The organism is Phormidesmis sp. 146-12, from assembly GCF_052939495.1.
Genome location: NZ_JBJPHS010000033.1, coordinates 23,594 through 47,372, shown reverse-complemented (window position 1 = coordinate 47,372; position 23,779 = coordinate 23,594). Strand labels below are relative to the sequence as shown.

Genomic DNA, 23,779 nt, shown 5'->3' with positions numbered 1-23,779 from the left:
CTAGCGATCGCAGTCCTTTTGTTTCTACTCTTTGTCTCTTTATCTACTTCGACCCATGTCCATTCACCAAGCCCTGATTCTTGTTGTAGACGATAACTCAACCAATATCAAAGTGCTGTTTGATGTGTTGCAAGAAGCCAGCTATCGGGTGCTGGTGTCCAAGAATGGAGAAAGCGCGATCGCCAAGCTACAAGCCGTTTCGCCGGATCTGATTTTGCTCGATGTGATGATGCCGGGAATCGATGGATTTGAAACTTGTCGTCGCCTCAAAGCCTCAGAACACACTCAAACTATTCCAGTTATTTTTACAACAGCGCTAACGGACGTAACCGACAAAGTAAAAGGATTTAGCCTCGGCGCGGTAGACTACATCACCAAACCTTTTCGTCGAGAAGAAGTGCTGGCCCGCGTCCAGATGCACTTAAAGCTGCGTCACCTCAACCAGGCACTCGAACAGCGGGTGTCCGAACGAACGATCGAGCTATCCGAGGCACTGACCAAACTCCAGGATTCTCAACTACAACTAGTGCAGAGTGAAAAAATGTCGGCTCTGGGGCAATTGGTGGCAGGGGTTGCCCACGAAATCAACAATCCCGTCGGAGCCGTTAGAGGCAATCTGGTTCATGCAGGCACTTATCTACAAGATCTCATGCAGCATTTGCAGCTTTATCAACAACAAGCGTCTGAAACAGAAATCGCAGACCATGCGGCAGAAATTGAGCTAGATTACCTGCTCGAAGATTTGCCCAAAATGCTGAAATCAATGAAAGAGAGTGTCGATCGCATTCAAAATATCAGTGTGTCGTTGAGAACTTTTTCTCGAACAGATGGGGAGGTCAAAGTTGCGGCAGATCTGCACGAAGGACTAGACAGTACGCTGATGATTCTCAAGCATCGACTCAAAGCCAGTAGTCAGCATCCGGACATCGAAGTGGTGCAACAGTATGGTGATTTGCCGCTGGTTAGTTGCTTTCCGGGGCTGCTCAATCAGGTGTTTATGAATTTGTTGGCGAATGCGATCGACGCGCTAGAAGAATCGAACCACGATCGCAGTTTTGACGACATTAAAGCTTCTCCCAACCAAATCACCCTGCACACTGAAGCAAACCATCATCAGGTCAAAATCTCTATCCACGACAACGGCATCGGCATGACAGACGACGTAAAGCAGAAAATTTTTGATTACCTGTTTACCACCAAACCGATCGGCAAAGGGACTGGAATCGGGTTAGCGATCGCCCATCAGATCATCGTCGAAAAACATCAGGGTACCCTGGAGGTACGATCTGAGTTAGGGCAGGGTTCAACGTTTATAATAACGCTTCCATTGATGCAAAATGGGTGAATTAGTGGTACACAATTACTATAATGGCAAGTGGTGTAGATAGGTAGATATGGACTCGTTAGAACAAGCAACCCCCGAAATCAAGCAGCGAGTGCAAGAATTAACCAAGATTCTGCAAAAAGCCAGCTATGACTACTACATTCTGGACGCGCCGACGATCGAGGATGCTGTCTACGATCGCCTCTACCACGAACTGCTAGACCTCGAAACCCGCCACCCCGAATTGATTTCGCCCGACAGCCCAACTCAGCGCGTGGGAGAGCGTCCCGCTAGTCAGTTCAATTCGGTTAAGCACAACGTACCGCTTTACAGTTTAGAAAATGCCTTTGGCAACGATGACTTGAGCTTGTGGGAACAGCGCTGGAAACGAGTCGCGCCCGATGTCACCGAGTTTGATTATGTGTGTGAACTCAAGATTGATGGGTCAGCGATCGCCCTCACCTACGAGAATGGCGTTTTGGTCAGAGGGACGACGAGAGGCGACGGCATTTCTGGCGAAGAGATCACGCAAAATGTGAAGACGATTCGCTCGATTCCCCTCCGTCTGAATCTAGAAAATCCGCCTGCTTTGATCGAAGTCCGAGGCGAAGCCTTTCTACCCTTAGACTCCTTTGAGCAAATCAACCGAGACCGCGAACAAGCCGGAGAATCGCTCTTTGCCAACCCCCGCAACGCCGCCGCCGGAACGCTCAGACAGCTAGACCCCCGCATCGTTGCCCAACGAAGATTAGATTTTTTCGCCTACACGCTGCATCTAGGCTCTAATTCCTCAACTCCTCACTCCTCACTCCTCACTCCTCACTCTCAATGGGAAGCCTTGGAACTGCTCAAAACAATGGGCTTTCGCGTCAATCCGGAGCGGCAGCGGTGCAGCACGATCGACGATGTAAAAGCCTACTGTGATCATTGGGCGATCGCTCGGACTCAACTGCGCTACATGACGGATGGCGTGGTGGTTAAGATCAATTCCTTTACGCTTCAAGAACAACTCGGCTTTACGCAAAAGTTTCCGCGCTGGGCGATCGCCCTCAAGTATCCTGCCGAAGAAGCGCCCACGATCGTCGAAAATATCAGCCTGAATGTGGGACGAACTGGAGCCATTACGCCCGTTGCAGACCTTCGTCCGGTGCAGTTAGCGGGAACGACTGTTGCCAGAGCCACGCTGCATAACCGCGATCGCATTGCTGAGTTAGATATTCGGATCGGGGACACGGCGATCGTGCGTAAAGCGGGCGAGATCATTCCTGAAGTGGTGCGAATTTTGCCAGAGTTGCGGCCGGCGGGTGCTAAACCGTTTGAAATGCCGACTCATTGCCCGGAGTGTAGTGAACCTGTGGTCAAGCCTGAAGACGAAGCCGTGACGCGCTGTATTAATCTTTCTTGTCCAGCGATTTTGCGGGGGGCGCTGACTCATTGGGCGAGTCGAGGCGTTTTGGACATTGACAGCGTGGGCGAAAAATTGGTCATGCAACTGGTGGATCAGAAGCTAGTTCGGTCGGTCGCTGATCTCTATGAGTTGACGGTTGAACAATTGCTGACGCTCGATCGCATGGGCAAAAAGTCAGCCGAGAAAATAGTCAAATCGATTCAGGCATCTAAGTCTCAGCCCTGGTCACGAGTGCTGTATGGGTTGGGAATCCGGCATGTGGGCAGCGTGAATGCTCAGGTTTTGACGCAGACGTTTCCCAATGTGGAGCAACTGTCCCAGGCTTCTCCAGAAGCGATCGCCGCCGTCTATGGAATTGGGTCTGAGATTGCTCAATCGGTGTATCAATGGTTTCAAAATCACGCCAATCAAGTGTTAATTGAAAGGCTGCGATCGGCGGGTCTGCAATTAGCGGGCGAGGTCAAAACCCCACAGGCGCAAACTGCCATCACTGGAAAAGTCTTTGTAGTAACTGGAACGCTCCCAACTTTGAAGCGAGATGAGGCTAAGTCACTGATTCAAAAAGCGGGCGGCAAGGTGACAGATTCGGTGAGCAAAAAAACGGATTATGTGGTTGTGGGTGAAGAGGCGGGTTCTAAGTTAGAAAAAGCCCAATCTTTAGGAATTTCTCTCCTTTCGGAAGCAGAATTATTAGCGCTATTAGAGTCAAGTTGACGACAATTTGATGAAGTTTTTTCGCTTCGATGTGTAGCGCTTCTGCCCCCTAAATCCTCCATTCTAGGGGACTCTCAGGATCACGAACTAAATAACTTCGTAGGTTGAGTTGAAGCATGAAACCTAACACCACGTGAATTCGATAAGAGGTTTTCCGCTTCGTTGTTCACGGCTTCTGCCCCCCAACCCCCCAACTTTGGGGGACTTTAAGAGAGGAATTCTGGTTCAAAGTCCCTCACTCGTGGGGGATTTAGGGGGCGTTCCTAGATCTAAAAGCGAAGCGAAGCGTTCATCGAACTGACGTTAACATCCTAGCAATCGTTGGGTTTCGCAAGGCTCTACCCAATCTACAGAAGTCGATGTTATTTAGTTTGCGTTCCTTAGATAAGATTTTAGCGAATTGATTTGAGATTAAGGGTCAATTAATAAGTGGTTTTGTCGTTCTTCTTGATGTTTTTTGCGCCTGTAAAGTAAGTTTCTCACTGGCTTAAAATATCTCATTAGCGTTAGAAAAAATGCGCCATTGCTGACTGCTACAACGAGGGAAAAAAGCAGAAATTGATCCTTTGAAATCCAGAGTGCGCCCCAACTGATTCCGGCGACGATCGCCAACAAAAGAATCCCTAAAGCCGTCACTTTCTTAAATCCTCGTTGACCAAACGATCGCAAAATTCGTCCTGTACTGGTACCGATCGCAGGAATCCAGAGCAACAGTTGGCGAATGACTCGAAAGCTCACCCAAAAGAGAATTTTTGTGACCAGTGCTGCGACCAATAAAGGAGCAAAGCGATCGTACCAGCTCTCCGTCACCCAGTCGCGAATGACGACCCAAACAATGCCAAACAGCGTCCCAAATAACAGTCCGTCAAAGGCTGCAAACAACCGAATTTCGGTGAATAAAGCAACGCTATCTAAAGCACAAAATAGTTTAGCGGTTGGAAACAACCCTCGTAAAACTGACCACCCGATCGCCCATCCGACTGCCGAGATTTCAAACGCATCGGGTAGCGCAACTCCCGAAAAGATTAGCGTATAAACGGTTGCGACAATAGGAATGATGGGAATAGAGGCAATAAAAACACCTATCAGATGAGCGTAGGGCAGAGTGTGGTTGACCGCAAGTGGCGCAATTTTTTGAACTTTGATTGTTAGCTCATACTGACTCGGCTCGGTATTTGTTTTGAGAATTAGAGCACGATCGTAAACCAGATTTGACATTAAATATTCAGGATTAATCGTCAGGTTGAATTGAATTTTGGTTTCGTGATTTTTAAGTTTGGTGCTAAATCTTTCTGGAGAAATTGTAATCCAGGTCAGGCGATCAACCGGAACAACCCATTCTCCCTTAAAGCTTGTGTAAGGAGTTGCATTGACAATCTCGATCGCTTGAGTAAGCTGTGCGGAATTAGTTTGTAAATCGGCTTCTGTAAACGTGAATTCTAACCGCGATCGAGAAACCATAATTTTGGGCAGCAAATCTAGATAAACGTCGTGGGCTGACTGATAGCGATCTTTGGCGATCGGCTCCAACAAATGATTCAAAACTTGTTTTAGCTGAGGCGTGATTTGGCAGCGGTTTAACGCTTCTTGCCACCAGGATTGGCTTTGAAAAAGCTGTTCGATCGCTTGAGGAGATTTCCCAGTGAGTAAGTGTAAACAAGTTGCGCCCAAACTATACAAATCACTGGCCGCCGAGGCACGACCTGAAATTTGCTCGATCGCTGCATAGCCTTCGGTAAAAACTCGCGTTCCAGGCTTACCTGCATTGGTTTCGGTAAATTTTTTGGCTACTCCAAAGTCAATCAACACAAGCTGATTGTCGTCAGTTCGGCGCATAATATTTTCAGGCTTGATGTCTCGATGAATCACATTTCGCCCATGCACTCGCTCGATTACGGGTAATAGTTCCCTCAAAAAACGACGAATCTGAATTTCATCAAAACTTCCTTTTTGTTGCAGTTCTTCTAATAGATTTGTTCCTCGAATATATTCTTGAACCATGTATAGATATTTGGAGGCGGACTGTCCCTTGGGTTGTCCTATTTGCTCTAGTTCTTGCTCAAAATAATCGAATAATGTGGGAATTTGAGGATGATGTCCCAATTCAGACAGCCGCGCCGCTTCTTCTCGAAAAAGCCTTAAGAAAGTTGTCAGTGCAGCGGGATTTTTTTGTACTTCGATCGGAGGCAATAACTGCTTGACCACACAGTGACGATTTGCTTGAGTATCCTCTGACAAAAAAACCTTTCCCCAGCCGCCTTTTCCTAATAGTTGAATCGCTCGATAGCGCTCCATCAACATCAATTTTGCACCACAACTTTGACAGTAGTTTTGACCACCGATCGCAGGAGATTTACACCGAGGATTAAAGCAATAGCCCATTCTTAATCACAATGACAAAGGATGCTTTCAGTAGATAAAAACCAACTTGAGAGCAATTAGAATAACCTGGAAGTAATTCTCAAGGAACGTTGCTCTCTAAGCGTCGAGGTACGGCACAATTAATTATGCCTGCTGCAAAGCAATTTAAGAAATCACCCTCACGGCTTACTCTTGGGCACTTTATGAACGATCGCGCTTCTCATCGGACTCGTCAAACCGCGAGTCAATTGCTCAAACGAATGGGCTGGGGACTGTTGCCCGTGGTTTTGATGACTCGCCCGGCACTCAGCGCTGAACGGCTCTACTTATCTTATGGGCTGCTGGAGCGATCGATTTCTGTGTCTGCTCTCGAAGCTTATGCCCAAAGAGGCGAACTGGACGAAGATTTGCTCGTTTATGCTCAGTACGCCAAGCCCCAAGATTTGCAAAACCTGCGAAAAGCCCTGGTTGCACGGGCAGATTTGACCCCGATCGCCGTCTCTCAGTTTCTCTACACGCCTCAAGGCGAAATTTTGCTGCGACGATTGGGGCAGGTGATTCAGCCAGAGTCTCGCGATCCAGGTTTTTTTGCGATTCGGGCGGCTCTGATTTTGGCATCCGACGATCCCCAGGGATTGACTCCTCTGAATGTGTTTCGCAAATTTCCTACCCGCGGAATTCGCATTGATTTGCAGCGGAGTCTTGAGATTGCCGGAAACCTCGAACAGATTGTCTCCCAGACCAACCGCGCCACCACGACGATCGCTCAACTGGCCACCCAGGAACCTGCCCCCCCTCTACAGGGCATCAGCGATTTGGGCACAAGAGGCCCTTACCCCTGGCAAAAAACAACCCTGAAGCTCATCGATCGCCGTCGAGGGTTTGTCACGGCTTTGGGACGCGATCGGATCTTTCCCGTCGATGTCTATTTGCCGCAGAGTCGGGGCGATCGTCGCGGGCAGATTCCTGTCATTGTGATTTCTCATGGGCTAGGTTCCGATCGAGAAACCTTCCGATATCTGGCAGAACACCTCGCCTCTCATGGGTTTGCGGTTGCCGTTCCCGAACATCCGGGTAGCAGTGCCAAACAAACTCAGGCCTTGTTAGCGGGCGTGGCTAATGACGTTGCAGAACCCAGCGAATTTGTCGATCGTCCCCTGGACATTAAATACCTGCTGGATGAATTGACTCGCCTTGCAAAGTCTGATTCTCGTTACAAACGGCTCAATCTCCAAGAAGTGGGGGTTTTTGGACAATCGTTTGGCGGCTACACGGTCTTTGCCCTGGCAGGTGCCTCAATTAACTTTGAGCAATTACAAAAGGACTGTAACCCAGCTGCCCTGGACGATACGCTCAATATTTCTCTGCTGTTACAGTGTCGGGCGATCGCGCTACCTCAAATCAATTACGATCTGTCTGATCCGCGAGTCAAAGCGATCATTGCCATGAATCCGGTGAACAGTGGCATTTTGGGTCAAGCAGGTCTTAACCAAATTAAAATTCCTACCATGATCATTGGCGGGAACGCAGACACGGTTGCTCCGGCGCTACCCGAACAGATTATTCCTTTTACCTGGTTACAGACGGTCGATCGCTATCTGGTTCTCATCGATCGGGCGACTCATTTCTCAGCTTTGGCTGACTCCAAAAATGATGCTTTCGTGTTGCCGCCCGATGTGGTGGGCCCGACTCCTGCGGTCGCTCGTCGCTACACAAACGCGCTCAGTCTGGCCTTTTTTCAAACCTACATCGCCAATCAGCCTAGCTATCGTCCTTATCTATCTGCCGCCTACACAAGCATTCTCAGTCAGGGTCCCTTGCGGTTGAGCTTGATTCGATCGCTGAGTGCCGACCAGATCGCAAAATAAAAGATGCCAGTTCAAAATAAAGCATAGACTCAAAAATCCTCTTTGGGAGGCAATATGTTACTCACCGCCAAAGACCTGGAAATGCTTCAGGGAGAGCATCCCGACTTAAAGATGGAATTGGTTTCTGGAGAAATTATTGTCAGGAGTCCATCGGGCTACGAATCAGACGAAGTGGCGTTTGAGTTTGGCGCTCAGTTGCAAAATTGGGTTAGACCTCAGAAACTTGGTCGAGTCACCGGGTCGATCGCTGGATTTGTGTTGCCCAATTCTGATACTTGTGCCCCAGATGTTTCGTTTGTGCAAGCCGATCGACTGCGCCGAAGTCCCCGATCGTTTGCCGAGTTAGCCCCAGATCTGATGGTCGAAGTCAAGTCTCCGAGTGACAGTCTGACCCAGTTGAGAAACAAAATCGATCAATTCCTCACCCTGGGAACTAGAGTAGGAATCTTGATCAATCCTGAAGGTCGATCGCTTGAAATTCGTCGCTCTAATCAGGATGCTGTCGTCCTGCATGATGGAGAGACGTTGACCATTCCCGATCTGCTTCCAGGTTGGGAAGTGCAGATTTCTGATCTTTGGGCACCTGAGTTTGATTAATTGTCCCTGTGTAGATTTTGCTTGTGAATGGTTTTATAAATCTCAACAAACCTGCTGGCTTTACGTCTCACGACTGTGTAGCCAAAGTGCGACGGCTGCTCAACACCAAGCGAGTCGGACATGCGGGCACCCTCGATCCGGCTGCGACGGGTGTGTTACCGATCGCCCTCGGTCGTGCCACTCGACTACTTCAATATTTGCGGCAAGACAAAGCCTATCGGGCCACGATTCGGTTAGGAATCACAACCGCTACAGACGATTTGGAAGGGGAAGTTTTGACTCGTCAAGCCGTTCCTGACCTTACTTTGGAAAGCGTCAAAGCGCAGTTACCTCAGTTTGCGGGCAAGATTCAGCAGGTGCCGCCAAACTATAGTGCGATTCAGGTACAGGGAAAGCGGCTCTATGATCTAGCCCGATCGGGACAAGCGATCGACGTGGCTGCCCGATCGGTCGAAGTTCATCAAATCGAAGTGCTGGATTGGCGACCGGGTGATTTTCCAGAATTGGAGTTGGCGATCGCCTGTGGGCCGGGGACGTATATTCGAGCGATCGCCCGTGATTTGGGAGCCGCTTTGCAGACGGGCGCGACGTTGGCAGCTCTCATTCGCACAGAAAGCAGTGGGTTTGTGCTGTCAGAGAGTTTGACGATCGAGGCGTTAGCGGCTCAGATTGAAGCGGGCCAATTTTCTCCCCTGTCGCCGGAGGTGGCGCTGTCTCATCTGCCGATTGTCACGCTGTCTGCGGAAACGGCTCAACGCTGGTGTTGGGGTCAAAAAGTAGCCACCGATGAAGTTTTGATCAATTTGACCAATCAGCACTCAGCCGCCAGAGTTAGTCATCCGTCGATCGTGCAAATTCGCCATGAGGACGATCGATTTTTGGGCATCGCACAGCAGGTCGAGTCGTTTGATAACATTCTGCTGGTTCCCCAAATGGTGTTTGATCCGATGCAGTAAATCGACGTGAATTTACGTGAATTCGATGAAGTCTTTCGCTACGGTTGTTAATCCAGGCAGCCCCCCAACCCCCCAATTTTGGGGGACTTTCAGAGAGAAATTCTGGTTCAAAGTCCCTCACTCGTGGGGGATTTAGGAGGCTTCCCAAGATTGGTAACTTCTCTGCTAGAAATCTCCTTAGATCGAAGGTTCTCAAATTTGTTTTATCCAACGTCTCCTGTCCAATGTCTCCTGTCCAATGTCTTCCGTCCAACATTCCTACCCTACGGCGTTCCCGTGACGCTGGCCCAAAAGTACTTCTTGAACGAGGGGAGATCTATGTCGAGATGGAGTTTTTTTGACCAGGTGTAAAGATCAAAGCTGACGCGCTCTCCCACTGCCACACCACCCAATAGCACCACCCAATGACTCGGAAACGGAATCGGCGGTGGATTGTTCTGCAACATGCCTTCAGCAGTGACCAACATCAAAGCGACACCGCCTGATTGGATGGCGATCGCACCCTGATTTAAGGCACTAACATCATTCATCAAGTAGGCGTGATAATACTCTGACTTGCGGTAGCCGAGAATTTCACGAATCCAGCCGCGCATCTCCCAGGATTTGGTCATGCCCGCGATATTGCGAATCATTTCTGGTGCGTTTGGCTCAACGGGAAACAACAGATTTTCAGACTCGCGCAGCGTTGCCAACACCATCCAATCAGCCTGCCCCATTTTGAGGTCGCCGCGACTAGCCTGACGCAGATTGTCAGAAGCCGAAATCCAGCGGGTCGTCGCTTGTAGTCCTCCTGACTCAAACAGGCTTTGGCAGATTTGCACATAGCGCAACGGTTGCTTTCTGACTAGCTCAAACAAGACCGCGGCCGGCCCACAAAACGGCTGTCCTCCTTGATTGATTTGAAACGGATCACTGACCCGTGATCGCATTTCTCTAATAATCGTCGCCTTGTCCAAAAACACCCATTTGCTCGGTGCGCTCGACTGTTCAAACGTGTCAATAGCAGCCGTGGCCGTTTTAACCAGATCAGGATTGGGAAGATATAACCCGGTTGATGCGTTAGTCACCGTCATAAAAATTCCTCTTACTGAGTTTTCAAAGGGGAGACGTGATGGATATCACTCGATCGCTCACAAAATGTCACACCTGCGCGTCTAACTTGTCACCGAAATTTAACAGCCGCAAGCTGATACTAATAACATCACATTCCCAACAGGTTCCCGATGATTGCTGGCGATCTCCTTCCAGGTGCGATTTCTGAACTCTACGCCGACGCTGCCTCTACGGGCAAACTGACGATCGGCGATCGCTACGCCATTAGAACAGCCCTGGTTAATGATTTGCTCGATCCAGAAGAACAAGGTGCCCTCGATCGCTTGCTCTACGCATTTCGTAAAGGAAAAGTGCAGCTTGTAGAGGAACTGTCTGCTATCCTGTAGTCTTGTTTTCGCAGGGTGCCCCTATGAAGTTATTAACTCATCCCCTCATCCAATTTTTGACTGACGAACTGGGACTGTCTCAAGCCTCGATCGCACTGGCACTAGAGCATTCTGAGCAAACCCCTAGCCTATTGCCAATGACCCTTTGGAAGTATGGACTGATTACACTCCCACAGCTAGACGAGATTTTTGATTGGTTAGAGCATTATGGCTCGCCGCTGTAGTTTTCAGCCTATTGAGGTTGTGAATTGATATAACAGGGACAAGTCCTCAATTCGCTCTTTAGTTTGTGATGAAATTCAAAGTTTTGTCCACCGCCGCTCTCATGACGATCGCCCTGATCGCTCCCGTCAGAGCCGAAAATCAGCCCAAAACCACCGCTCAATCTCAGCCCGATCAGCGTCAGATTCTCGAAGCCTGTGTCCAAAATCGCGCCGAAACTTTACCTAACCCCTTTAGCGATGTGCCCGCTAATCATTGGGCTTTCAAAGCCGTTTTGACGATGCACTACTGCGGAGCCTTTCGCCAGGCCACCCCGCCCAGTCTGGTCGATCGCCTCGTCAACGAATCACAGTCCCCCCGACCGCAGCCCGTCCAATAACTATCATAAAAACACAGCGAATCTCTTAAGGCCCACAGAATTGGCAGCTTGGGGAGCAGAAGCGTTGAACGTCGAAGCGAAAGCGCCATCTAGTTAGCACGATCGCTCATCTCTTGTCGGCGCATGGGCATTTGATCAATTTGGCGGTAGATTGCATTCATCGCAGTAGGAACCGGTTCCCGTCGCTTTTCGGTGCCATCTTTGCCCACCAGAATGATGCGAAACTCGTCTGATTGAATGCCGTAACGCTTTCTCAGTTGAGCGATCGCCTCCGAGTTGATCGCCTGATCTTCAACAAAGCCAGTTTCTTTAAAGACTCGAATCAGTAATAGATTGCGATCGACCAGTTGAGACTGTTGAGCCTTGAGAAACTGAAGCTGCGATCGATAGTCAGGACTGCTTTCAGAAGGCGCAAAGATCAGTAGGAGGCGATTTTTCCACTGATATTGGTCAAGATCCATTGCAGTTCTTTTTGGTAGTAAAGTGGATTGCGGAGCGGCCTGACCTTGCAGCAGTAAAAAGCCGAGCAAAATCGCCAATGGGAAAACAATTCGCATGAGGTAGAGAGGGCCCGATCGTTCAAAAATCTCCTCAAGTCTAGCGATCAAAGCGAGGAAGAAGAATGTCCAAACGGTGGGATCTTCCACTTATTTTTTTAGTCTGATAGGCGATGTGCAACTTTCCTGAAATGCTTGCCAAGATTGCCCTCACCCTAGCCCTCTCCCAGTGGTAGAGGGAAGCGGAACTATCCGGAAGCCTTTCTCCTTGGGGAGAAGGGTTGGGATGAGGGCAAATTAGTTGCACATCGCCTTCTGATCTAATCAAATATAATCATCAGTGGAGCAATGTCCGCTCTAGAGCCACGTTAGAAGTAATCTCTCTCAGGGAAGCATTGACTCGAACCTAGACCCTACTTTCAATCCCAGTGTTGAATTCTCACCCTGAATTACTGATGGAAATTACATCATTCTGATAGCTAACTAAGGGAGCGAAGGCGACGGTTCATTCACTTTGGTCACTCTTTCTCCTGCCATGTCCCCCAACTTTGTCCGTCGCTACCCGGTTTCTCTCGGTTTCTCTGTTTTGGTCGCGAGTTTGAGCCTGCAATTTTCAACGACTCAGGTGATCAGTGCTCAACTGCCGCCTGCGGACAATCCCCTTCCTCGTGAGCCACAGCCGCCCTCAACCCAACCTCAGCCTCTCCCCGAAGCGCCTCCCCGTCTGCCACCTCCCGCCGAGTTGCTTGCGCCCACCGCTCCCACGCCCGGAGAAACACCTTCTGAGGACACGCCCCAATCCATTACGGTGCAGGAGTTTAAAGTCACGGGCAGCACCGTGTTTGAGGCGGCAGACTTTGCCAAAGTGACAGAGCCGTTTACCAAGCGACCCATTTCGCTGGCGGAGTTGTTTCAAGTGCGGGATGCGGTGACCAAGTTTTATGTCGATCGTGGTTACATCACATCAGGCGCATTTATTCCTCCGCAAAAGCTTGAGGCAGGAGTGGTTGAGATTCGCGTCGTCGAGGGCGGACTAGAAGACATCAAAGTAACCGGATCGGGGCGATTGGCTCCTAATTACGTGAGAAGCCGAGTTGCGATCGCGACTCGCAAACCCCTTAATCGCGCCAAACTCCTCGAAGCGTTGCAGCTATTACAGCTCAATCCACTGATTCAAAATCTGTCAGCAGAACTCTCAGCCGGAACCACACCCGGACAAAGTTTGCTCGAAGTCAAAGTGACCGAAGCCAAGACCTTTGCGGCTCAAGTAACGTTGGATAACTCTCGATCGCCCAGTGTGGGCACCAATCGCCGTCAGATTCGACTCAGTGAAGCTAATCTACTCGGTCTGGGAGATGGCTTGAGTGTGGCTTACACCAATACCAATGGCAGCAATTCGGGAGACATTAGCTATACATTGCCGATCAATCCGCGCAATGGCACTCTCAGCTTTGACTTTGGCATTTCGTCGAGCAAGGTGATTGAGCGTCCGTTTGACATTTTGGATATCGAATCGGCTTCTCGCTACTACGAATTAACCTATCGTCAGCCAATTATTCAGAAACCGACTCAGGAATTGGCGATCGGCTTAACGGCGACGCGACGAGAAAGTAAAGCAACCCTTTTGGATGGTGAAATTCCTTTCCCCGCTTTGGGTGCAGACGACGAGGGAGAAACCAAACTCACCGCCCTGAGATTCTTTCAAGAATGGACGCAGCGCAGTAGTCGATCGGTGTTTGCAGTTCGATCGCAGTTTAGTTTGGGCTTGAATGCGCTAGGTTCTACAATTAACGAGACGGCTCCCGATAGTCGATTTTTGGCGTGGCGAGGTCAGGCGCAATGGGTGAGATTGTTGGCTCCCGATACGCTGCTATTGGTGCGATCGGATCTGCAACTGGCGGATCGAACGCTCTTACCGTTTGAGCAGTTTGGGCTGGGTGGACAAGACAGTGTGCGGGGCTATCGTCAAGATGCGTTGCTGACCGATAACGGGTTGTTTGCCTCAGCAGAAGTGCGCGTCCCCATTTTTAGAGCGCCCAGATCAAATCTACTGCTACAACTCACGCCCTTTGTCGATTTTGGGACAGGTTGGAATCGATCGGGCAGACCCAATCCAGAAGACCGTACTTTAGCATCGGCGGGGTTAGGCTTACGGTTACAGGCGGGCGATCGCTTCACCGCAAGGCTTGATTGGGGGATTCCACTGCTGTCAATTTCTGGAGAAAAACGCACTCTACAAGAAGATGGTGTGTATTTCTCCGTCAGCTACAGACTATTTTAAAGAAGGCGTTGCTGAATCAGGGGATGAATTGCCCCAAAGCGGCGGGAAACCCAAGGTTCAAAGTCCCCCAATTTTGGGGGATTTAGGGGGCGAAAAGATGGACACTTCCCACAGATATCCCTCCAATCAGCAACGCCTTAAAGAAAGCCAGAAAGTGTTAGGAGCGTTCATGTCTAGCTGTTGTGTGTCTTGAATAGAAACAGAACGGTCAGCGCAAAAGGCAATGATCACCGTGACGATCGCGCCTTCGATGATTCTCGCTCTGACTTTTGAAACCCCTTGAGAAGGATTATGCAATCGCGTTTGGGGTTAGTTGCCTGATAGGTTAGCTCTCGCATCATGCCATTTCAAACGCTGTCCTCGACCTAACCGCAACGATCGAGGGATTCTACTAAGCTAGTGATCTGATGATGAACTGCTTACCCAAAATCACCTTTCTCAAGAATGACTACCGTAGACTCTCGCAATCCCGTTGTGCTAGTGCATGGATTGACCGACACGACGGCGATTTTTAGAACCATGACCAAGTATCTGGCGACCCACGGCTGGAATGTCTATAGCTTGGATTTGATTCCGTCGAATGGCGATCGCCCCCTCGATTATCTAGCCCAACAGCTTGCCGAATTTGTCGAGACGACTTTGCCCAAAGGTCAGTCCTTTGATCTGGTGGGCTTTAGCATGGGGGGTGTGGTTAGCCGATATTATGTGCAGCGATTGGGAGGACTCGATCGCGTTCAGCGGTTTGTTACGATCTCCTCTCCCCACAAGGGCACGATCGTCGCCTATCTCTCTCAGCGTCCAGGCTGTGTGCAGATGCGTCCTGACAGTTCATTTCTCAATGACTTAAATCGAGATGTGCAGATGTTGGATCGGCTAAATTTCACCTCTGTTTGGACACCGATGGATTTAATGATCGTGCCAGCCAGCAGTTCTCAACTTCCCGTCGGAAAGGCGATTCAGGTGAATGTGCCGCTTCATGCCTGGATGGTGACCGACTCAAAAGGCTTAGAAGCGGTGGTCAATGCGCTCAAAGAACCCGTGCGCGGGGAGAAGGTGACAACCGATGTCCGTTAGCGATCGCCAATTTGCGCCAGTTGACGATCGCCAAAAACAGCAGAACTGTGAGCGTAGTGCTTAAACTCCATCAGATTTGAAAAGGGGTCTGAGAGAAAAAAGGTGCAATGTTCGAGGGGCGTTCCGGCAAAGCGTTCTTTGGGTTGTTGGTAGAGCGCAAGCTGCTTTTGCTGGACTCGTTCTAGAAGAGTTTGCCAGTCCGATCGCGCTGTAAACACCAGCCCAAAGTGACGCGGATAAATGCCCTTTTGAGTGGTCAACGGTTCCTCAGTCAAGTGGGCGACAAGCTGATGTCCATAGAGATTGAGAATCACAGCCTGAGCGCTTTCTCGCCCCAACCCACAGCCCAATCCATCCACATAAAATTCCTTAGTCTGACCAATATCGCTCACTGGGAAGGCTAAGTGAAATAAAACAGGAGAAGTCATGAGAGGTGAATTCCAAGTTGAGGGGTGTCACAATAAATTATCGCGAATTTTCTAATCACCGATGCCCTCACTCCTCACTCTTCACTCCTCAGTCCTCACTCCCTGGGTGATCGCCGTTGCGATTAATACGGTCTTGCTGACGATCGTTTGGTTTGCTCCTAAGAAACTTTTGACTTTAGCGGGTGTGATTCATGCCTGGATATTGGGTGTGATTGTCTGGGGCATTTTGGGCTGGCAGGGGTATGCGATCGTTGGGTTTTACTTCTTAGTCGGGTCGGGCATTACCTTTGTCGGCAAGGCGCAAAAAGAGGCGATGGGAATTGCAGAAAAGCGATCGGGTGCCCGCGGCCCTGAAAACGTTTGGGGGTCGGCTTTGACAGCAACCTTGTGCGCGTTGGGCGTTTTGGGATTACAACTTGCACAACAGCCTCAATTCATTCCCGTCTTGCTGTTGGGCTATGTGGCCAGCTTTTGTACAAAACTTTCTGACACTTGCGCCAGCGAAATCGGGAAAGCGTATGGACAGCGCACTTTTTTGATCACAACGCTACAACCTGTGCCACGAGGGACAGAAGGAGCCGTCAGTTTAGAAGGGACACTTGCAGGAATTGTCGCATCCGTCGCCATCGCTTTCCTCGCCTGGGCTGTGGGCATGATTTCCCCGATCGGAGTCGGATTTTGTATTATTGCCGCTTTTATTGCAACCAATCTAGAAAGCGTAATCGGAGCTACATTGCAGTCGAAGTTTGACTGGCTGACGAATGAATTTGTGAACGTTTTGAATACACTAATTGGAGCGATCGTCGCAATACTACTGGGAATGGCGACCGGCGTTTAATTACTCACATAGCGTCGTAAAAAACTTTCTAACGTCTCCAACTTCAAATCAAACAGTGATTCGATCCGTTCAACTTCCGCAGGCGTACAAAAATACTCATTTGCCAGCAGCGCTCTCAACGTCCCCAAAGATTCCCGGACTTTTGGATTGAACAGCCCAACTACATTGCGAATGCCATCAAAGGCAAGCAGGGGCGGATTGATCAGAATGGGTTCACGGTCAAAGACTCGCCCAAAGATCTGAGGAACATCCTGACGCTGCAAAACTTCTGGGCCGCCCACGGGCAAGATCTGATTTTTGGCACCCTCGACTGAGACGGAGGCGATCGCAATTTTTGCCAAATCATCGGTACTCACGATCGACGTGCGACTTTGAGGATCTCCAATCAGCAGATAGGTTCCCGTGCGGCGAAACTGTTCAGCGAGAGGCAGCAAATTGGACGAAAACCCCGCAGGTCGCAGAATCGTATAATTCAACCCACTGTTTTGTAAGTACTTCTCAACTTCTCGCTTGGCTTTGAACACAGGCGCATCCTCATAGCCACGATCGACTCCCAACACAGAAATGAACACAAAATGCTCAACGCCTGATTCGAGGGAGCGATCGATTAGTTCAATATTGGCGCGATAGTTAATCGATTCACTTTCTCCCCCGTGGGCGCTGATCACATACTGCACATTTTGAACGGCTTTTTGAATATCGCGATCTCTGGACAAGTCACCAATAAAAACGTCTGCCCCACGATTTTCCAGTTCGGCATAGTTTGACATCAAGCGTACAAACGCTCTGACCGCCAAATCTTGCTCTCGCAGCGATCGCACAATTCGACGACCCAATCCACCTGTTGCGCCCGTGACTAAAAACATATCATTGCCTGTTGTGACTTCTTATTGGTAGCGGTTAATGGTCTAAAGTTCAACTTAAAGTTCGACGATGACAGGCGTGTGATCGCTGGGTTGGGTGAGGTTGCGAGGGGTGGTGTCGATCGTGCAGCTCGTCGATCGTTCATACAAATCCGGGGTCAGGTAGTGGTGATCAATTCGCCAGCCTGCATTGCGCCGAAAGGCACCCGTCCGATAGTCCCACCAGCTAAAGTTGCCGCCTTCTGAAGTAAATTTGCGAAACGCATCCGACAGTCCCAAGGACAAAACATTCCGCAGGGCATCCCGTTCTGCATCGGTTGCCATCACTTGTTTCTGACGGTTTTTGGGGTCGTGAATGTCGATATCTTCTAGCGCAATATTGAAATCTCCACACACCAATAGACTGCTGGACTGTTGTAGTAATACCTGCAAGTATTCGCGCAGAACTTTTAACCAGTGAAGTTTGTAAACGTATTTGTCACTGTCGATCGCCGACCCATTGGGCACATACAAATTCACTACTCGAACGCCGTCTACAACGCCCATGATCACCCGCTTTTGCTCATCCAAATCACCCACATCTGGCAAAACGGCCCCAAAGCCCATCCTCACATCTGACAGTGGCGATCGGCTGACCAGCGCCACCCCGTTGTAGCTTTTTTGACCATAAATATAAGTTTCATAGCCCAGATCCGTGAAGGACGATCGCGGAAATAGCTCATCCACGACCTTCGTCTCTTGAAGACACAGCACGTCAACCGGATTCTCTTGAAGCCAATGCGTCACCTGCTCCAGGCGCGTCCGAACCGAGTTCACATTCCAGGTTGCAATTTTCATGAAAATATAAAAATGTCCAGGCAGACGATTTTAACTCGTTTCGCCCAGCATTCTCATCCGATCTCTCGAAGCGCTTCTACCACTTCTTGAGCCGACTGATAGCGATCGCTTGCCTCTGGGTTCGTCAATTTGCGGATCACCTGAGCAATCTCCGTCGTCAGACCCGGCACATATTCTGGATAAAATCGATGACCCTGCTCTCGATAGCGATAAAACGCCTCTGGCTCTTGTCCTGATAATAAAAACGCCAGCGTTGTCCCTAATGAATACAAATCAGACGCAGGTGTGGCAATGCCCTTTTGTTGCTCAGGAGCCGTATAGCCCAGAGAACCGATCCGCGTCCCCGACTGCAAACCCAACAGCCGCACCGCCCCAAAATCAATCAGCGTCACCTCATGAAAAGCCGTAGGCACCGATCGCCGAATCAAATTCTCTGGCTTAATGTCACGATGCAAAACTGACCGTCCATGCAAATATTCCAGAATGTTGCAGATTTCTAGCACCCAAGCGATCGCTTGTTTTTGGGGCACCGCACCCCACTTTGTCACCTGCTGATGCAGCGATCGACCATAGATCATCTCCATCACCAAATACGGCTGTCCCGCTTTGATAAAAAAGTCTCGCCACTCAGGAATTCCCGGATGCTTTAGCTGCCTGAGAACAAAGGATTCACGCTCAAATAGCTCCACCGCCTTACGCTCACCCAGCCAGCGATCGTTCAGCGTTTTGAGAACCAGATGCTTACCATCTCGCCAGACCAGATAAGTGCTGCCCATGCCGCCCTGTCCCAGCAGTTTGACCACCTGATACTCGCCAATCACCTGCTGAATTCTGAGCGGCGCACCACAATCAATACAGAATCTCAGATCGGGCGTTTTGCGAGTGTGGGCACAGACCACATTTAGCTGAGGTGGCTCCATTGCGGTCTTACGATCGGGAAGTTGTGCCCCAACTGCGGCCGAATTCAACGGTTGAGTAGACTCTCTTTCGGGCGAGTGTTCTTCTAAATCAGGCTTGAGTCGCTGAGAAAGCGTCCGTTCTCCCGTGATCTTTTTCGCTTCAGCACGAGCAGACACGCCGACATGAATCTGAATATTGGGGCCCGATCGCGCCAGACGAATAATCATCCCATTCTTAATTGGCACCTGCTCAATGCGTTTGCCATCGACATACGTACCATTAGCACCCAGACTCAAGACAGCCCAAACCGCACTGTCACACTGGATTTCTACGTGATACCGAGAAACCACCGCACTGTAGAGGACAACGTGATTATCCGTCGATCGACCAATGCGAATGACAGATTCATCCTCAAAAGTCCAACATTGAACGGGCGTTAACTGGACGGGGTGCAGCAGGGTCAGAGTAATCACGTTCGCTGGAGAGCATGAAGAGGCAGACAAACCAAAGGGCAACCTGAGAGGCTTTTGATTCTAAAGTTGTGATGAATGAAAAAATCTAAAAAGAAAACAGTCATCCATCTAAATTAGCCCAGAATTATCCAATCAGATTGCCGAAGTTACTAAAGATACCGTGGGTAAACGAGACAAACGCAGACTTTAGGATAACTGAAACAAGAACGAAACCTTGTCTCCTTTACCCAGAGAGATGCGATCGCCTGCCCGCAGTCGATGACGATTGCCCAAAGGTAATGGCGCATTGTTGATATAGGTGCCGTTTGAGCTTCCCACGTCTTCGATAAAATAAGCATCGCCCTCCATGCGAATGTCTGCATGAATCCGCGAGACAATTTCTGAGTCAGGAAAGCCAGACACATCTACATCGGGCGGAATGCGATCGTTGGGTTTGCCCAAATGCACGACAGGTAGACCAGGCGGTAACTCGATCACCACATCGGTTTGAATGTGAAGCAATTTGGCGCTTTGTTGCTGTAGCTGAGTGGCACTGGAGGCAACGGGCGTGACAGGAATCGGAGCCATAACTGCTTCTTCAGGCTCAGAGGCGACGGGGGAAGGATTGGGTGACATTTCAGGAGAAACGACTAAAGGGTCGGGGGGAACCAGGGGATCGAGGTCGATCGAATCCGGGGGTAGATTCACGATCGGGTCGGGCGTTTCCGGATGGCTCTGACTCATGGTGGCTGTCCTCAAATTAAAGCCGCACTGACCACAAAAGCTAGCATCTGCCTGGACGGTCGCGCCACAGTTTGGACATTGCATCGTTGCCGGAAGGGGCGTATAGCAAGCCTCACACTGAACGGCACCCTCCGGATTTTGATGATTACAATTTGGACAAACGATCATGCAGGTTCCCCATTCACCAAAGTTAATGATAGAGGAAGACTGGTCAGAGGAAGGAGTTTGCGTCACCTTCTATTTAGAATTCACGTCTTAGAATTCAGGTCTCTGCTAGGTTCTCTCCGGCGGGTCGATCGAGGAGCCACCACAATTCCGCTTGGGCTTGAATAAACCGGGCAGGATAGGTGTTTCCATCCGCAACGGGCGCAAAAATCTGAGCCAGCGCAGACTGTTTGTTAGCTCCGGTCACCATAAAAAGAACAGTACGCGCTTGATTGATTAGAGGAATGGTAAAGGTGATACGCGGCTGACCGTCTTTGTTGCCTACAGTGATTAGGCGATCGCACACCTGCAATGCGTCTGTGTGAGGAAACAGCGAAGCCGTATGAGCATCATCACCGATTCCTAGCAAGATCACATCCAGGGATGGAAATTCACCCGATTGAGTCTGAAAAAATTCTTGCAGTTCGGCTGCGTGTTTTTGAGCCGCGATCGCCGGATCGGCTTCATCAGTCGGCATCGGATGAATGTTTTTTGATGGGATGTCTACTTTATCTAACCAGGCTAATCGGGCCATTCGCTGGTTACTGTCTGGGTGATCTGGAGAAACGTAGCGCTCATCGCCCCAAAAAATATGCACTTTATCCCACGGTAACGATTCACTCGCTAGCTTTTCGTACAAGGGTTTGGGAGTACCGCCACCTGCCAGCGCGATCGTCGCCATTCCCCGTTCAGCGATCGCCGCTTGTAGTTTCTGAACGACGATTTGCCGCGATCGCTCTACCAGCGCCGTTAGATCGGGCAAAACTTCCACATATTTATCCATACCGTTTCCTGAAAACCACACCGCAAGGATAAAGGAAGATCGCGCGATCGTGCCTTGCTCTCCGGAATAGTTTCACATCTGAGTCACATTTGAGGCAGGATTCTGGAAGCTTTGAACAACACAGATCGATAAATAGTATCAGATCGAATAGTAGAGCGGAAAAGATTTGGCATCTTTGGGCTTGATATAGACATGCTGATCCGGTTCTAGCTTCAATTCATCGAAGCGATCGCGGGTCAGATGGGCGGTCATCACCTGTCCGTCGTCGAGGGTCAGTTCTGCTTGAATTTCCCAACCTAGATGAATCAGGCGAGTCACTCTAGCAGCGACAGTGCTGCCATTGGGCGAGGTCTCTACCAAAATATCGTGCGGCCGCAAAAACATCTCAGGATTGGCTGAGTCAAAGCCATTGTTTTGAAACAGATGAGACGAACTGGGCAACACATTCACCGGGCCAATAAAGCTCATCACAAAGGCGGTTGCCGGATGGTCGTAGATTTGGGCGGGCGTGCCAATTTGCTCGATTTTGCCCTTGTTCATCACGACAATTTCATCGGCGACTTCCATCGCTTCTTCCTGATCGTGAGTCACGAAAACGGTCGTGACATGGACTTCATCATGCAGACGACGCAGCCACGCTCTCAAATCTTTGCGGACTTTGGCATCCAACGCCCCAAACGGCTCATCTAGCAGCAATACTTTAGGCTCAACCGCCAGAGCACGAGCGAGGGCCACCCGTTGGCGCTGCCCTCCTGAAAGTTGAGACGGATAGCGATCGCCCAGTCCGCCCAGTTGCACCAGATCCAGCAGTTCTTCGACGCGCTTTTTGACCTTCCCTTTCTCAGTTTTGCGAATCTCCATTCCAAAGGCAATATTTTGCCGCACCGTCAAATGTTTGAACAAGGCATAGTGCTGAAAGACAAATCCGATGTTGCGATCTTGTACGCTGCGATCGGTGGCATCTTCTCCCGTCAGCCAGATCTTGCCCACATCGGCGTTTTCTAGCCCTGCAATCAGCCTCAACAACGTCGATTTTCCTGATCCAGACGGGCCCAGCAGCGCGACCAGAGAGCCACTTTTGATTTCTAGATTGACGCGATCGAGTGCCTGAAAGCTGCCAAACTGTTTAGATACGTCTTCGACTACAATGCCCACGACAAGAAACCTCTTAAGAACGGTGAGGGATGAGGAAAGTTAATCGCATTCAGGACTTACGGAGAGAGTCCAAGAACTTTGAGCTTCTCATCAACCTTTAATCTCCGGTTTTTAGATGAGATTACTGTAGATTTATAGCACAAAACTGGTAGCAAATTTTCAAGACAATTTGAAACCTGGAATTTAATCCCAGGGTCGTAACCACGATCGCTAGAGGCGATTAACCTCTCTACAAACCCAGTGGGGGCAACACTGAGTCAGGATAAAGCTTTAGGAGTTACTCTACTCCGACGCTTCGGCAACGGCACTGTGCATTGAGGCAGAAAGCGTATGGTGAGCCGCTGGAGAAAGCGCTCCATTAGTAAAGTGTGATGTGCTGCCTTTGATTTGTCGCATCAGACTGGCCATCTCTAGGGCATTCATCCCATAGCCCCAGCCGTGATTGCTCTTGATACCTGCCCGCTCTAAGGCCTGCTGCATGGTGTCAGCAGTGATCACCCCAAAAATTACAGGGACTCCGGTCTGAAACCCAACTGCCGCAATCCCTTTAGAGACTTCGGAGGATACGTAGTCAAAGTGAGGCGTCTGACCGCGAATCACGGCTCCTAGACAGATGATGGCATCGTAGCGACCAGAGAGCGCCAACTGTCGGGCGACAAGGGGCAACTCAAAACAACCGGGCACCCAGGCATAATCGACCTGAGTTCCTTGAGAGTCAAGATCGACGTTTACGCCGTGACGCTTGAGGCAGTCTTGACAGCCTTCTAAAAGTTTGTTGGTGATCATGTCGTTAAATCGGCCGATCACGATCGCAAATCGGAAACTATCAGAATGAGCAAACGATCCTTCAAATAATGTCATTGTTTCAATCTAAGTATCAATGATTCACAGCTACGATCTCAGAATGAGTCTCAAAAACGCTTTTAAAAGCATCTTTGAATCTATTCTTTATGAACCGCATTTCATCCAAAAGATGAGTTCTTCCGGATATCCACTTAATCTAGCGGCATCGTCAACTTTTGAACAGAGCTAATTTAGTGAATTTATGTAGGTTTTATAGTTGAGATGGGTTTTCTGGGTATCAGAGAAAACAATTCGCAACTCTAAACGTTCATAATCAACTTAAGGAAGATAACTTTGGGGTGGCTGAATGACGAATCAGGTCTTAACTTGTTTTGCAACAAAAGATAGCGTTTGAATTGCAACGCCTGTGTTCATCATTCAGCACATTTTGAGAGGTGACTTGAAATTTAAGCAACCAGGAAATTGAGTGCGCCTACGGCAAAAACCAAAATAATCCAAAGTCCCGACCCCAAAAGCAATAACCGCTTTGACTGATCCCAATTGCGAGGAGAAGCGTAGGCAACGGGCACTGCGACCACCATGACAAATGAGAAGATAACGAGAGCAGCTAAGGCAATCTGAAACAAAATTGACATCTTTTTTCTCCCAAA

23 protein-coding genes are annotated in these 23,779 nt (G+C 49.6%); 11 read left to right on the top strand and 12 right to left on the bottom strand.

Translation table 11 applies throughout. The features are described from left to right. Positions 1-55: 55 nt before the first annotated feature. Positions 56-1,345 carry a sensor histidine kinase gene (locus ACKFKF_RS15510; RefSeq protein ID WP_446868500.1) on the top strand — a complete coding sequence of 430 codons (1,290 nt, stop codon included), beginning with the start codon at positions 56-58 and terminating at the stop codon, positions 1,343-1,345. A gap of 49 nt (positions 1,346-1,394) precedes the next feature. Next, a complete protein-coding gene (gene ligA, locus ACKFKF_RS15505; protein WP_446868499.1) occupies positions 1,395-3,446 on the top strand; it encodes an NAD-dependent DNA ligase LigA in 2,052 nt (683 codons plus the stop codon). A gap of 411 nt (positions 3,447-3,857) precedes the next feature. Here the strand turns inward: ligA and ACKFKF_RS15500 are convergent, their stop codons facing one another. Then, on the bottom strand, positions 3,858-5,828 hold the full coding sequence (locus ACKFKF_RS15500; RefSeq protein WP_446868498.1) for a protein kinase domain-containing protein: 1,971 nt from the start codon (positions 5,826-5,828) through the stop codon (positions 3,858-3,860). Between the two features lie 125 nt (positions 5,829-5,953). Here ACKFKF_RS15500 and ACKFKF_RS15495 point away from each other — a divergent pair, with 125 nt between their 5' ends. From ACKFKF_RS15495 to truB, 3 genes are read left to right on the top strand one after another with little or no spacing between them, the layout of a single operon-like run. After that, complete coding sequence (locus ACKFKF_RS15495) at positions 5,954-7,675, top strand: alpha/beta hydrolase (RefSeq protein WP_446868497.1); 1,722 nt, start codon at positions 5,954-5,956, stop codon at positions 7,673-7,675. Between the two features lie 54 nt (positions 7,676-7,729). Further along, the gene (locus ACKFKF_RS15490) at positions 7,730-8,272 is read left to right on the top strand and encodes a Uma2 family endonuclease (RefSeq protein ID WP_446868496.1); all 543 of its coding nucleotides are present in this window, start codon (positions 7,730-7,732) and stop codon (positions 8,270-8,272) included. A 23-nt stretch (positions 8,273-8,295) separates the two neighbouring features. Further along, positions 8,296-9,228: a tRNA pseudouridine(55) synthase TruB gene (truB, locus tag ACKFKF_RS15485; protein ID WP_446868495.1), complete on the top strand. Its 933-nt coding sequence runs from the start codon at positions 8,296-8,298 to the stop codon at positions 9,226-9,228. A gap of 263 nt (positions 9,229-9,491) precedes the next feature. Here the strand turns inward: truB and ACKFKF_RS15480 are convergent, their stop codons facing one another. Continuing rightward, complete coding sequence (locus tag ACKFKF_RS15480) at positions 9,492-10,301, bottom strand: hypothetical protein (protein WP_446868494.1); 810 nt, start codon at positions 10,299-10,301, stop codon at positions 9,492-9,494. 150 nt (positions 10,302-10,451) lie between these two features. On the opposite strand from ACKFKF_RS15480, the gene ACKFKF_RS15475 reads away from it, so the two are divergent. The 3 genes from ACKFKF_RS15475 (at position 10,452) to ACKFKF_RS15465 (ending at position 11,268) form a co-directional block, all read left to right on the top strand. After that, complete coding sequence (locus tag ACKFKF_RS15475) at positions 10,452-10,667, top strand: hypothetical protein (protein ID WP_446868493.1); 216 nt, start codon at positions 10,452-10,454, stop codon at positions 10,665-10,667. 23 nt (positions 10,668-10,690) lie between these two features. Further along, a complete protein-coding gene (locus ACKFKF_RS15470) occupies positions 10,691-10,891 on the top strand; it encodes a DUF2949 domain-containing protein (protein ID WP_446860565.1) in 201 nt (66 codons plus the stop codon). Positions 10,892-10,959: 68 nt separating this feature from the next. Then, complete coding sequence (locus tag ACKFKF_RS15465) at positions 10,960-11,268, top strand: hypothetical protein (RefSeq protein ID WP_446868492.1); 309 nt, start codon at positions 10,960-10,962, stop codon at positions 11,266-11,268. Between the two features lie 89 nt (positions 11,269-11,357). Here ACKFKF_RS15465 and ACKFKF_RS15460 read toward each other — a convergent pair whose 3' ends face one another. Beyond that, complete coding sequence (locus tag ACKFKF_RS15460) at positions 11,358-11,915, bottom strand: DUF4174 domain-containing protein (protein WP_446868491.1); 558 nt, start codon at positions 11,913-11,915, stop codon at positions 11,358-11,360. A gap of 385 nt (positions 11,916-12,300) precedes the next feature. Here ACKFKF_RS15460 and ACKFKF_RS15455 point away from each other — a divergent pair, with 385 nt between their 5' ends. Further along, entirely contained in the window at positions 12,301-14,046 is a 1,746-nt protein-coding gene (locus ACKFKF_RS15455; protein ID WP_446868490.1) for a ShlB/FhaC/HecB family hemolysin secretion/activation protein, read from the top strand. Between the two features lie 444 nt (positions 14,047-14,490). Next, positions 14,491-15,120 carry an esterase/lipase family protein gene (locus ACKFKF_RS15450; RefSeq protein ID WP_446860569.1) on the top strand — a complete coding sequence of 210 codons (630 nt, stop codon included), beginning with the start codon at positions 14,491-14,493 and terminating at the stop codon, positions 15,118-15,120. On the opposite strand, the gene ACKFKF_RS15445 is transcribed toward ACKFKF_RS15450, so the two are convergent. Beyond that, complete coding sequence (locus ACKFKF_RS15445; RefSeq protein ID WP_446868489.1) at positions 15,117-15,548, bottom strand: VOC family protein; 432 nt, start codon at positions 15,546-15,548, stop codon at positions 15,117-15,119. The genes ACKFKF_RS15450 and ACKFKF_RS15445 overlap by 4 nt on opposite strands. Before the next feature lie 61 nt (positions 15,549-15,609). Between ACKFKF_RS15445 and ACKFKF_RS15440 the strand changes: the two genes are divergently transcribed. Continuing rightward, positions 15,610-16,386, top strand: coding sequence for a TIGR00297 family protein (locus ACKFKF_RS15440; RefSeq protein ID WP_446868488.1), 777 nt, complete (start codon positions 15,610-15,612; stop codon positions 16,384-16,386). Here ACKFKF_RS15440 and ACKFKF_RS15435 read toward each other — a convergent pair. The 8 genes from ACKFKF_RS15435 to psbZ all read right to left on the bottom strand — a co-directional run bounded on the left by ACKFKF_RS15435 (position 16,383) and on the right by psbZ (position 23,764). Next, the gene (locus ACKFKF_RS15435; protein ID WP_446868487.1) at positions 16,383-17,252 is read right to left on the bottom strand and encodes an SDR family oxidoreductase; all 870 of its coding nucleotides are present in this window, start codon (positions 17,250-17,252) and stop codon (positions 16,383-16,385) included. The two genes, ACKFKF_RS15440 and ACKFKF_RS15435, sit on opposite strands and share 4 nt — an antisense overlap. A gap of 54 nt (positions 17,253-17,306) precedes the next feature. Beyond that, on the bottom strand, positions 17,307-18,086 hold the full coding sequence (gene xth / locus ACKFKF_RS15430) for an exodeoxyribonuclease III (RefSeq protein WP_446860573.1): 780 nt from the start codon (positions 18,084-18,086) through the stop codon (positions 17,307-17,309). A gap of 53 nt (positions 18,087-18,139) precedes the next feature. Beyond that, positions 18,140-19,459 carry a protein kinase domain-containing protein gene (locus ACKFKF_RS15425; RefSeq protein ID WP_446868486.1) on the bottom strand — a complete coding sequence of 440 codons (1,320 nt, stop codon included), beginning with the start codon at positions 19,457-19,459 and terminating at the stop codon, positions 18,140-18,142. 186 nt (positions 19,460-19,645) lie between these two features. Beyond that, positions 19,646-20,350 (bottom strand): FHA domain-containing protein, encoded by a 705-nt coding sequence (locus ACKFKF_RS15420; RefSeq protein ID WP_446860575.1) that lies wholly within the window; start codon positions 20,348-20,350, stop codon positions 19,646-19,648. 94 nt (positions 20,351-20,444) lie between these two features. Then, the gene (gene pgl, locus ACKFKF_RS15415) at positions 20,445-21,170 is read right to left on the bottom strand and encodes a 6-phosphogluconolactonase (protein WP_446868485.1); all 726 of its coding nucleotides are present in this window, start codon (positions 21,168-21,170) and stop codon (positions 20,445-20,447) included. A 138-nt stretch (positions 21,171-21,308) separates the two neighbouring features. After that, positions 21,309-22,325, bottom strand: a complete 1,017-nt coding sequence (locus tag ACKFKF_RS15410; RefSeq protein ID WP_446868484.1) for a sulfate/molybdate ABC transporter ATP-binding protein — start codon at positions 22,323-22,325, stop codon at positions 21,309-21,311. Positions 22,326-22,607: 282 nt separating this feature from the next. Next, positions 22,608-23,186, bottom strand: coding sequence for a 6,7-dimethyl-8-ribityllumazine synthase (gene ribH / locus ACKFKF_RS15405; protein WP_446868483.1), 579 nt, complete (start codon positions 23,184-23,186; stop codon positions 22,608-22,610). 389 nt (positions 23,187-23,575) lie between these two features. Continuing rightward, positions 23,576-23,764, bottom strand: a complete 189-nt coding sequence (psbZ, locus tag ACKFKF_RS15400) for a photosystem II reaction center protein PsbZ (protein WP_446860579.1) — start codon at positions 23,762-23,764, stop codon at positions 23,576-23,578. Positions 23,765-23,779 lie beyond the last annotated feature (15 nt).

Bases quoted from the DNA above. Each gene is read 5' to 3' on its own strand.
- ACKFKF_RS15435 (WP_446868487.1), bottom strand. From the start codon at position 17,252: ATGTTTTTAGTCACGGGCGCAACAGGTGGATTGGGTCGTCGAATTGTG.
- ACKFKF_RS15420 (WP_446860575.1), bottom strand. From the start codon at position 20,350: ATGATCGTTTGTCCAAATTGTAATCATCAAAATCCGGAGGGTGCCGTT.
- ACKFKF_RS15510 (WP_446868500.1), top strand. From the start codon at position 56: ATGTCCATTCACCAAGCCCTGATTCTTGTTGTAGACGATAACTCAACC.
- ACKFKF_RS15450 (WP_446860569.1), top strand. From the start codon at position 14,491: ATGACTACCGTAGACTCTCGCAATCCCGTTGTGCTAGTGCATGGATTG.
- ACKFKF_RS15495 (WP_446868497.1), top strand. From the start codon at position 5,954: ATGCCTGCTGCAAAGCAATTTAAGAAATCACCCTCACGGCTTACTCTT.
- ACKFKF_RS15445 (WP_446868489.1), bottom strand. From the start codon at position 15,548: ATGACTTCTCCTGTTTTATTTCACTTAGCCTTCCCAGTGAGCGATATT.
- ACKFKF_RS15470 (WP_446860565.1), top strand. From the start codon at position 10,691: ATGAAGTTATTAACTCATCCCCTCATCCAATTTTTGACTGACGAACTG.
- pgl (WP_446868485.1), bottom strand. From the start codon at position 21,170: ATGGATAAATATGTGGAAGTTTTGCCCGATCTAACGGCGCTGGTAGAG.
- ribH (WP_446868483.1), bottom strand. From the start codon at position 23,186: ATGACATTATTTGAAGGATCGTTTGCTCATTCTGATAGTTTCCGATTT.
- ACKFKF_RS15480 (WP_446868494.1), bottom strand. From the start codon at position 10,301: ATGACGGTGACTAACGCATCAACCGGGTTATATCTTCCCAATCCTGAT.
- ACKFKF_RS15455 (WP_446868490.1), top strand. From the start codon at position 12,301: ATGTCCCCCAACTTTGTCCGTCGCTACCCGGTTTCTCTCGGTTTCTCT.
- ACKFKF_RS15490 (WP_446868496.1), top strand. From the start codon at position 7,730: ATGTTACTCACCGCCAAAGACCTGGAAATGCTTCAGGGAGAGCATCCC.
- ACKFKF_RS15465 (WP_446868492.1), top strand. From the start codon at position 10,960: ATGAAATTCAAAGTTTTGTCCACCGCCGCTCTCATGACGATCGCCCTG.
- ACKFKF_RS15500 (WP_446868498.1), bottom strand. From the start codon at position 5,828: ATGGGCTATTGCTTTAATCCTCGGTGTAAATCTCCTGCGATCGGTGGT.
- ACKFKF_RS15475 (WP_446868493.1), top strand. From the start codon at position 10,452: ATGATTGCTGGCGATCTCCTTCCAGGTGCGATTTCTGAACTCTACGCC.
- ligA (WP_446868499.1), top strand. From the start codon at position 1,395: ATGGACTCGTTAGAACAAGCAACCCCCGAAATCAAGCAGCGAGTGCAA.
- ACKFKF_RS15440 (WP_446868488.1), top strand. From the start codon at position 15,610: ATGCCCTCACTCCTCACTCTTCACTCCTCAGTCCTCACTCCCTGGGTG.
- xth (WP_446860573.1), bottom strand. From the start codon at position 18,086: ATGAAAATTGCAACCTGGAATGTGAACTCGGTTCGGACGCGCCTGGAG.
- psbZ (WP_446860579.1), bottom strand. From the start codon at position 23,764: ATGTCAATTTTGTTTCAGATTGCCTTAGCTGCTCTCGTTATCTTCTCA.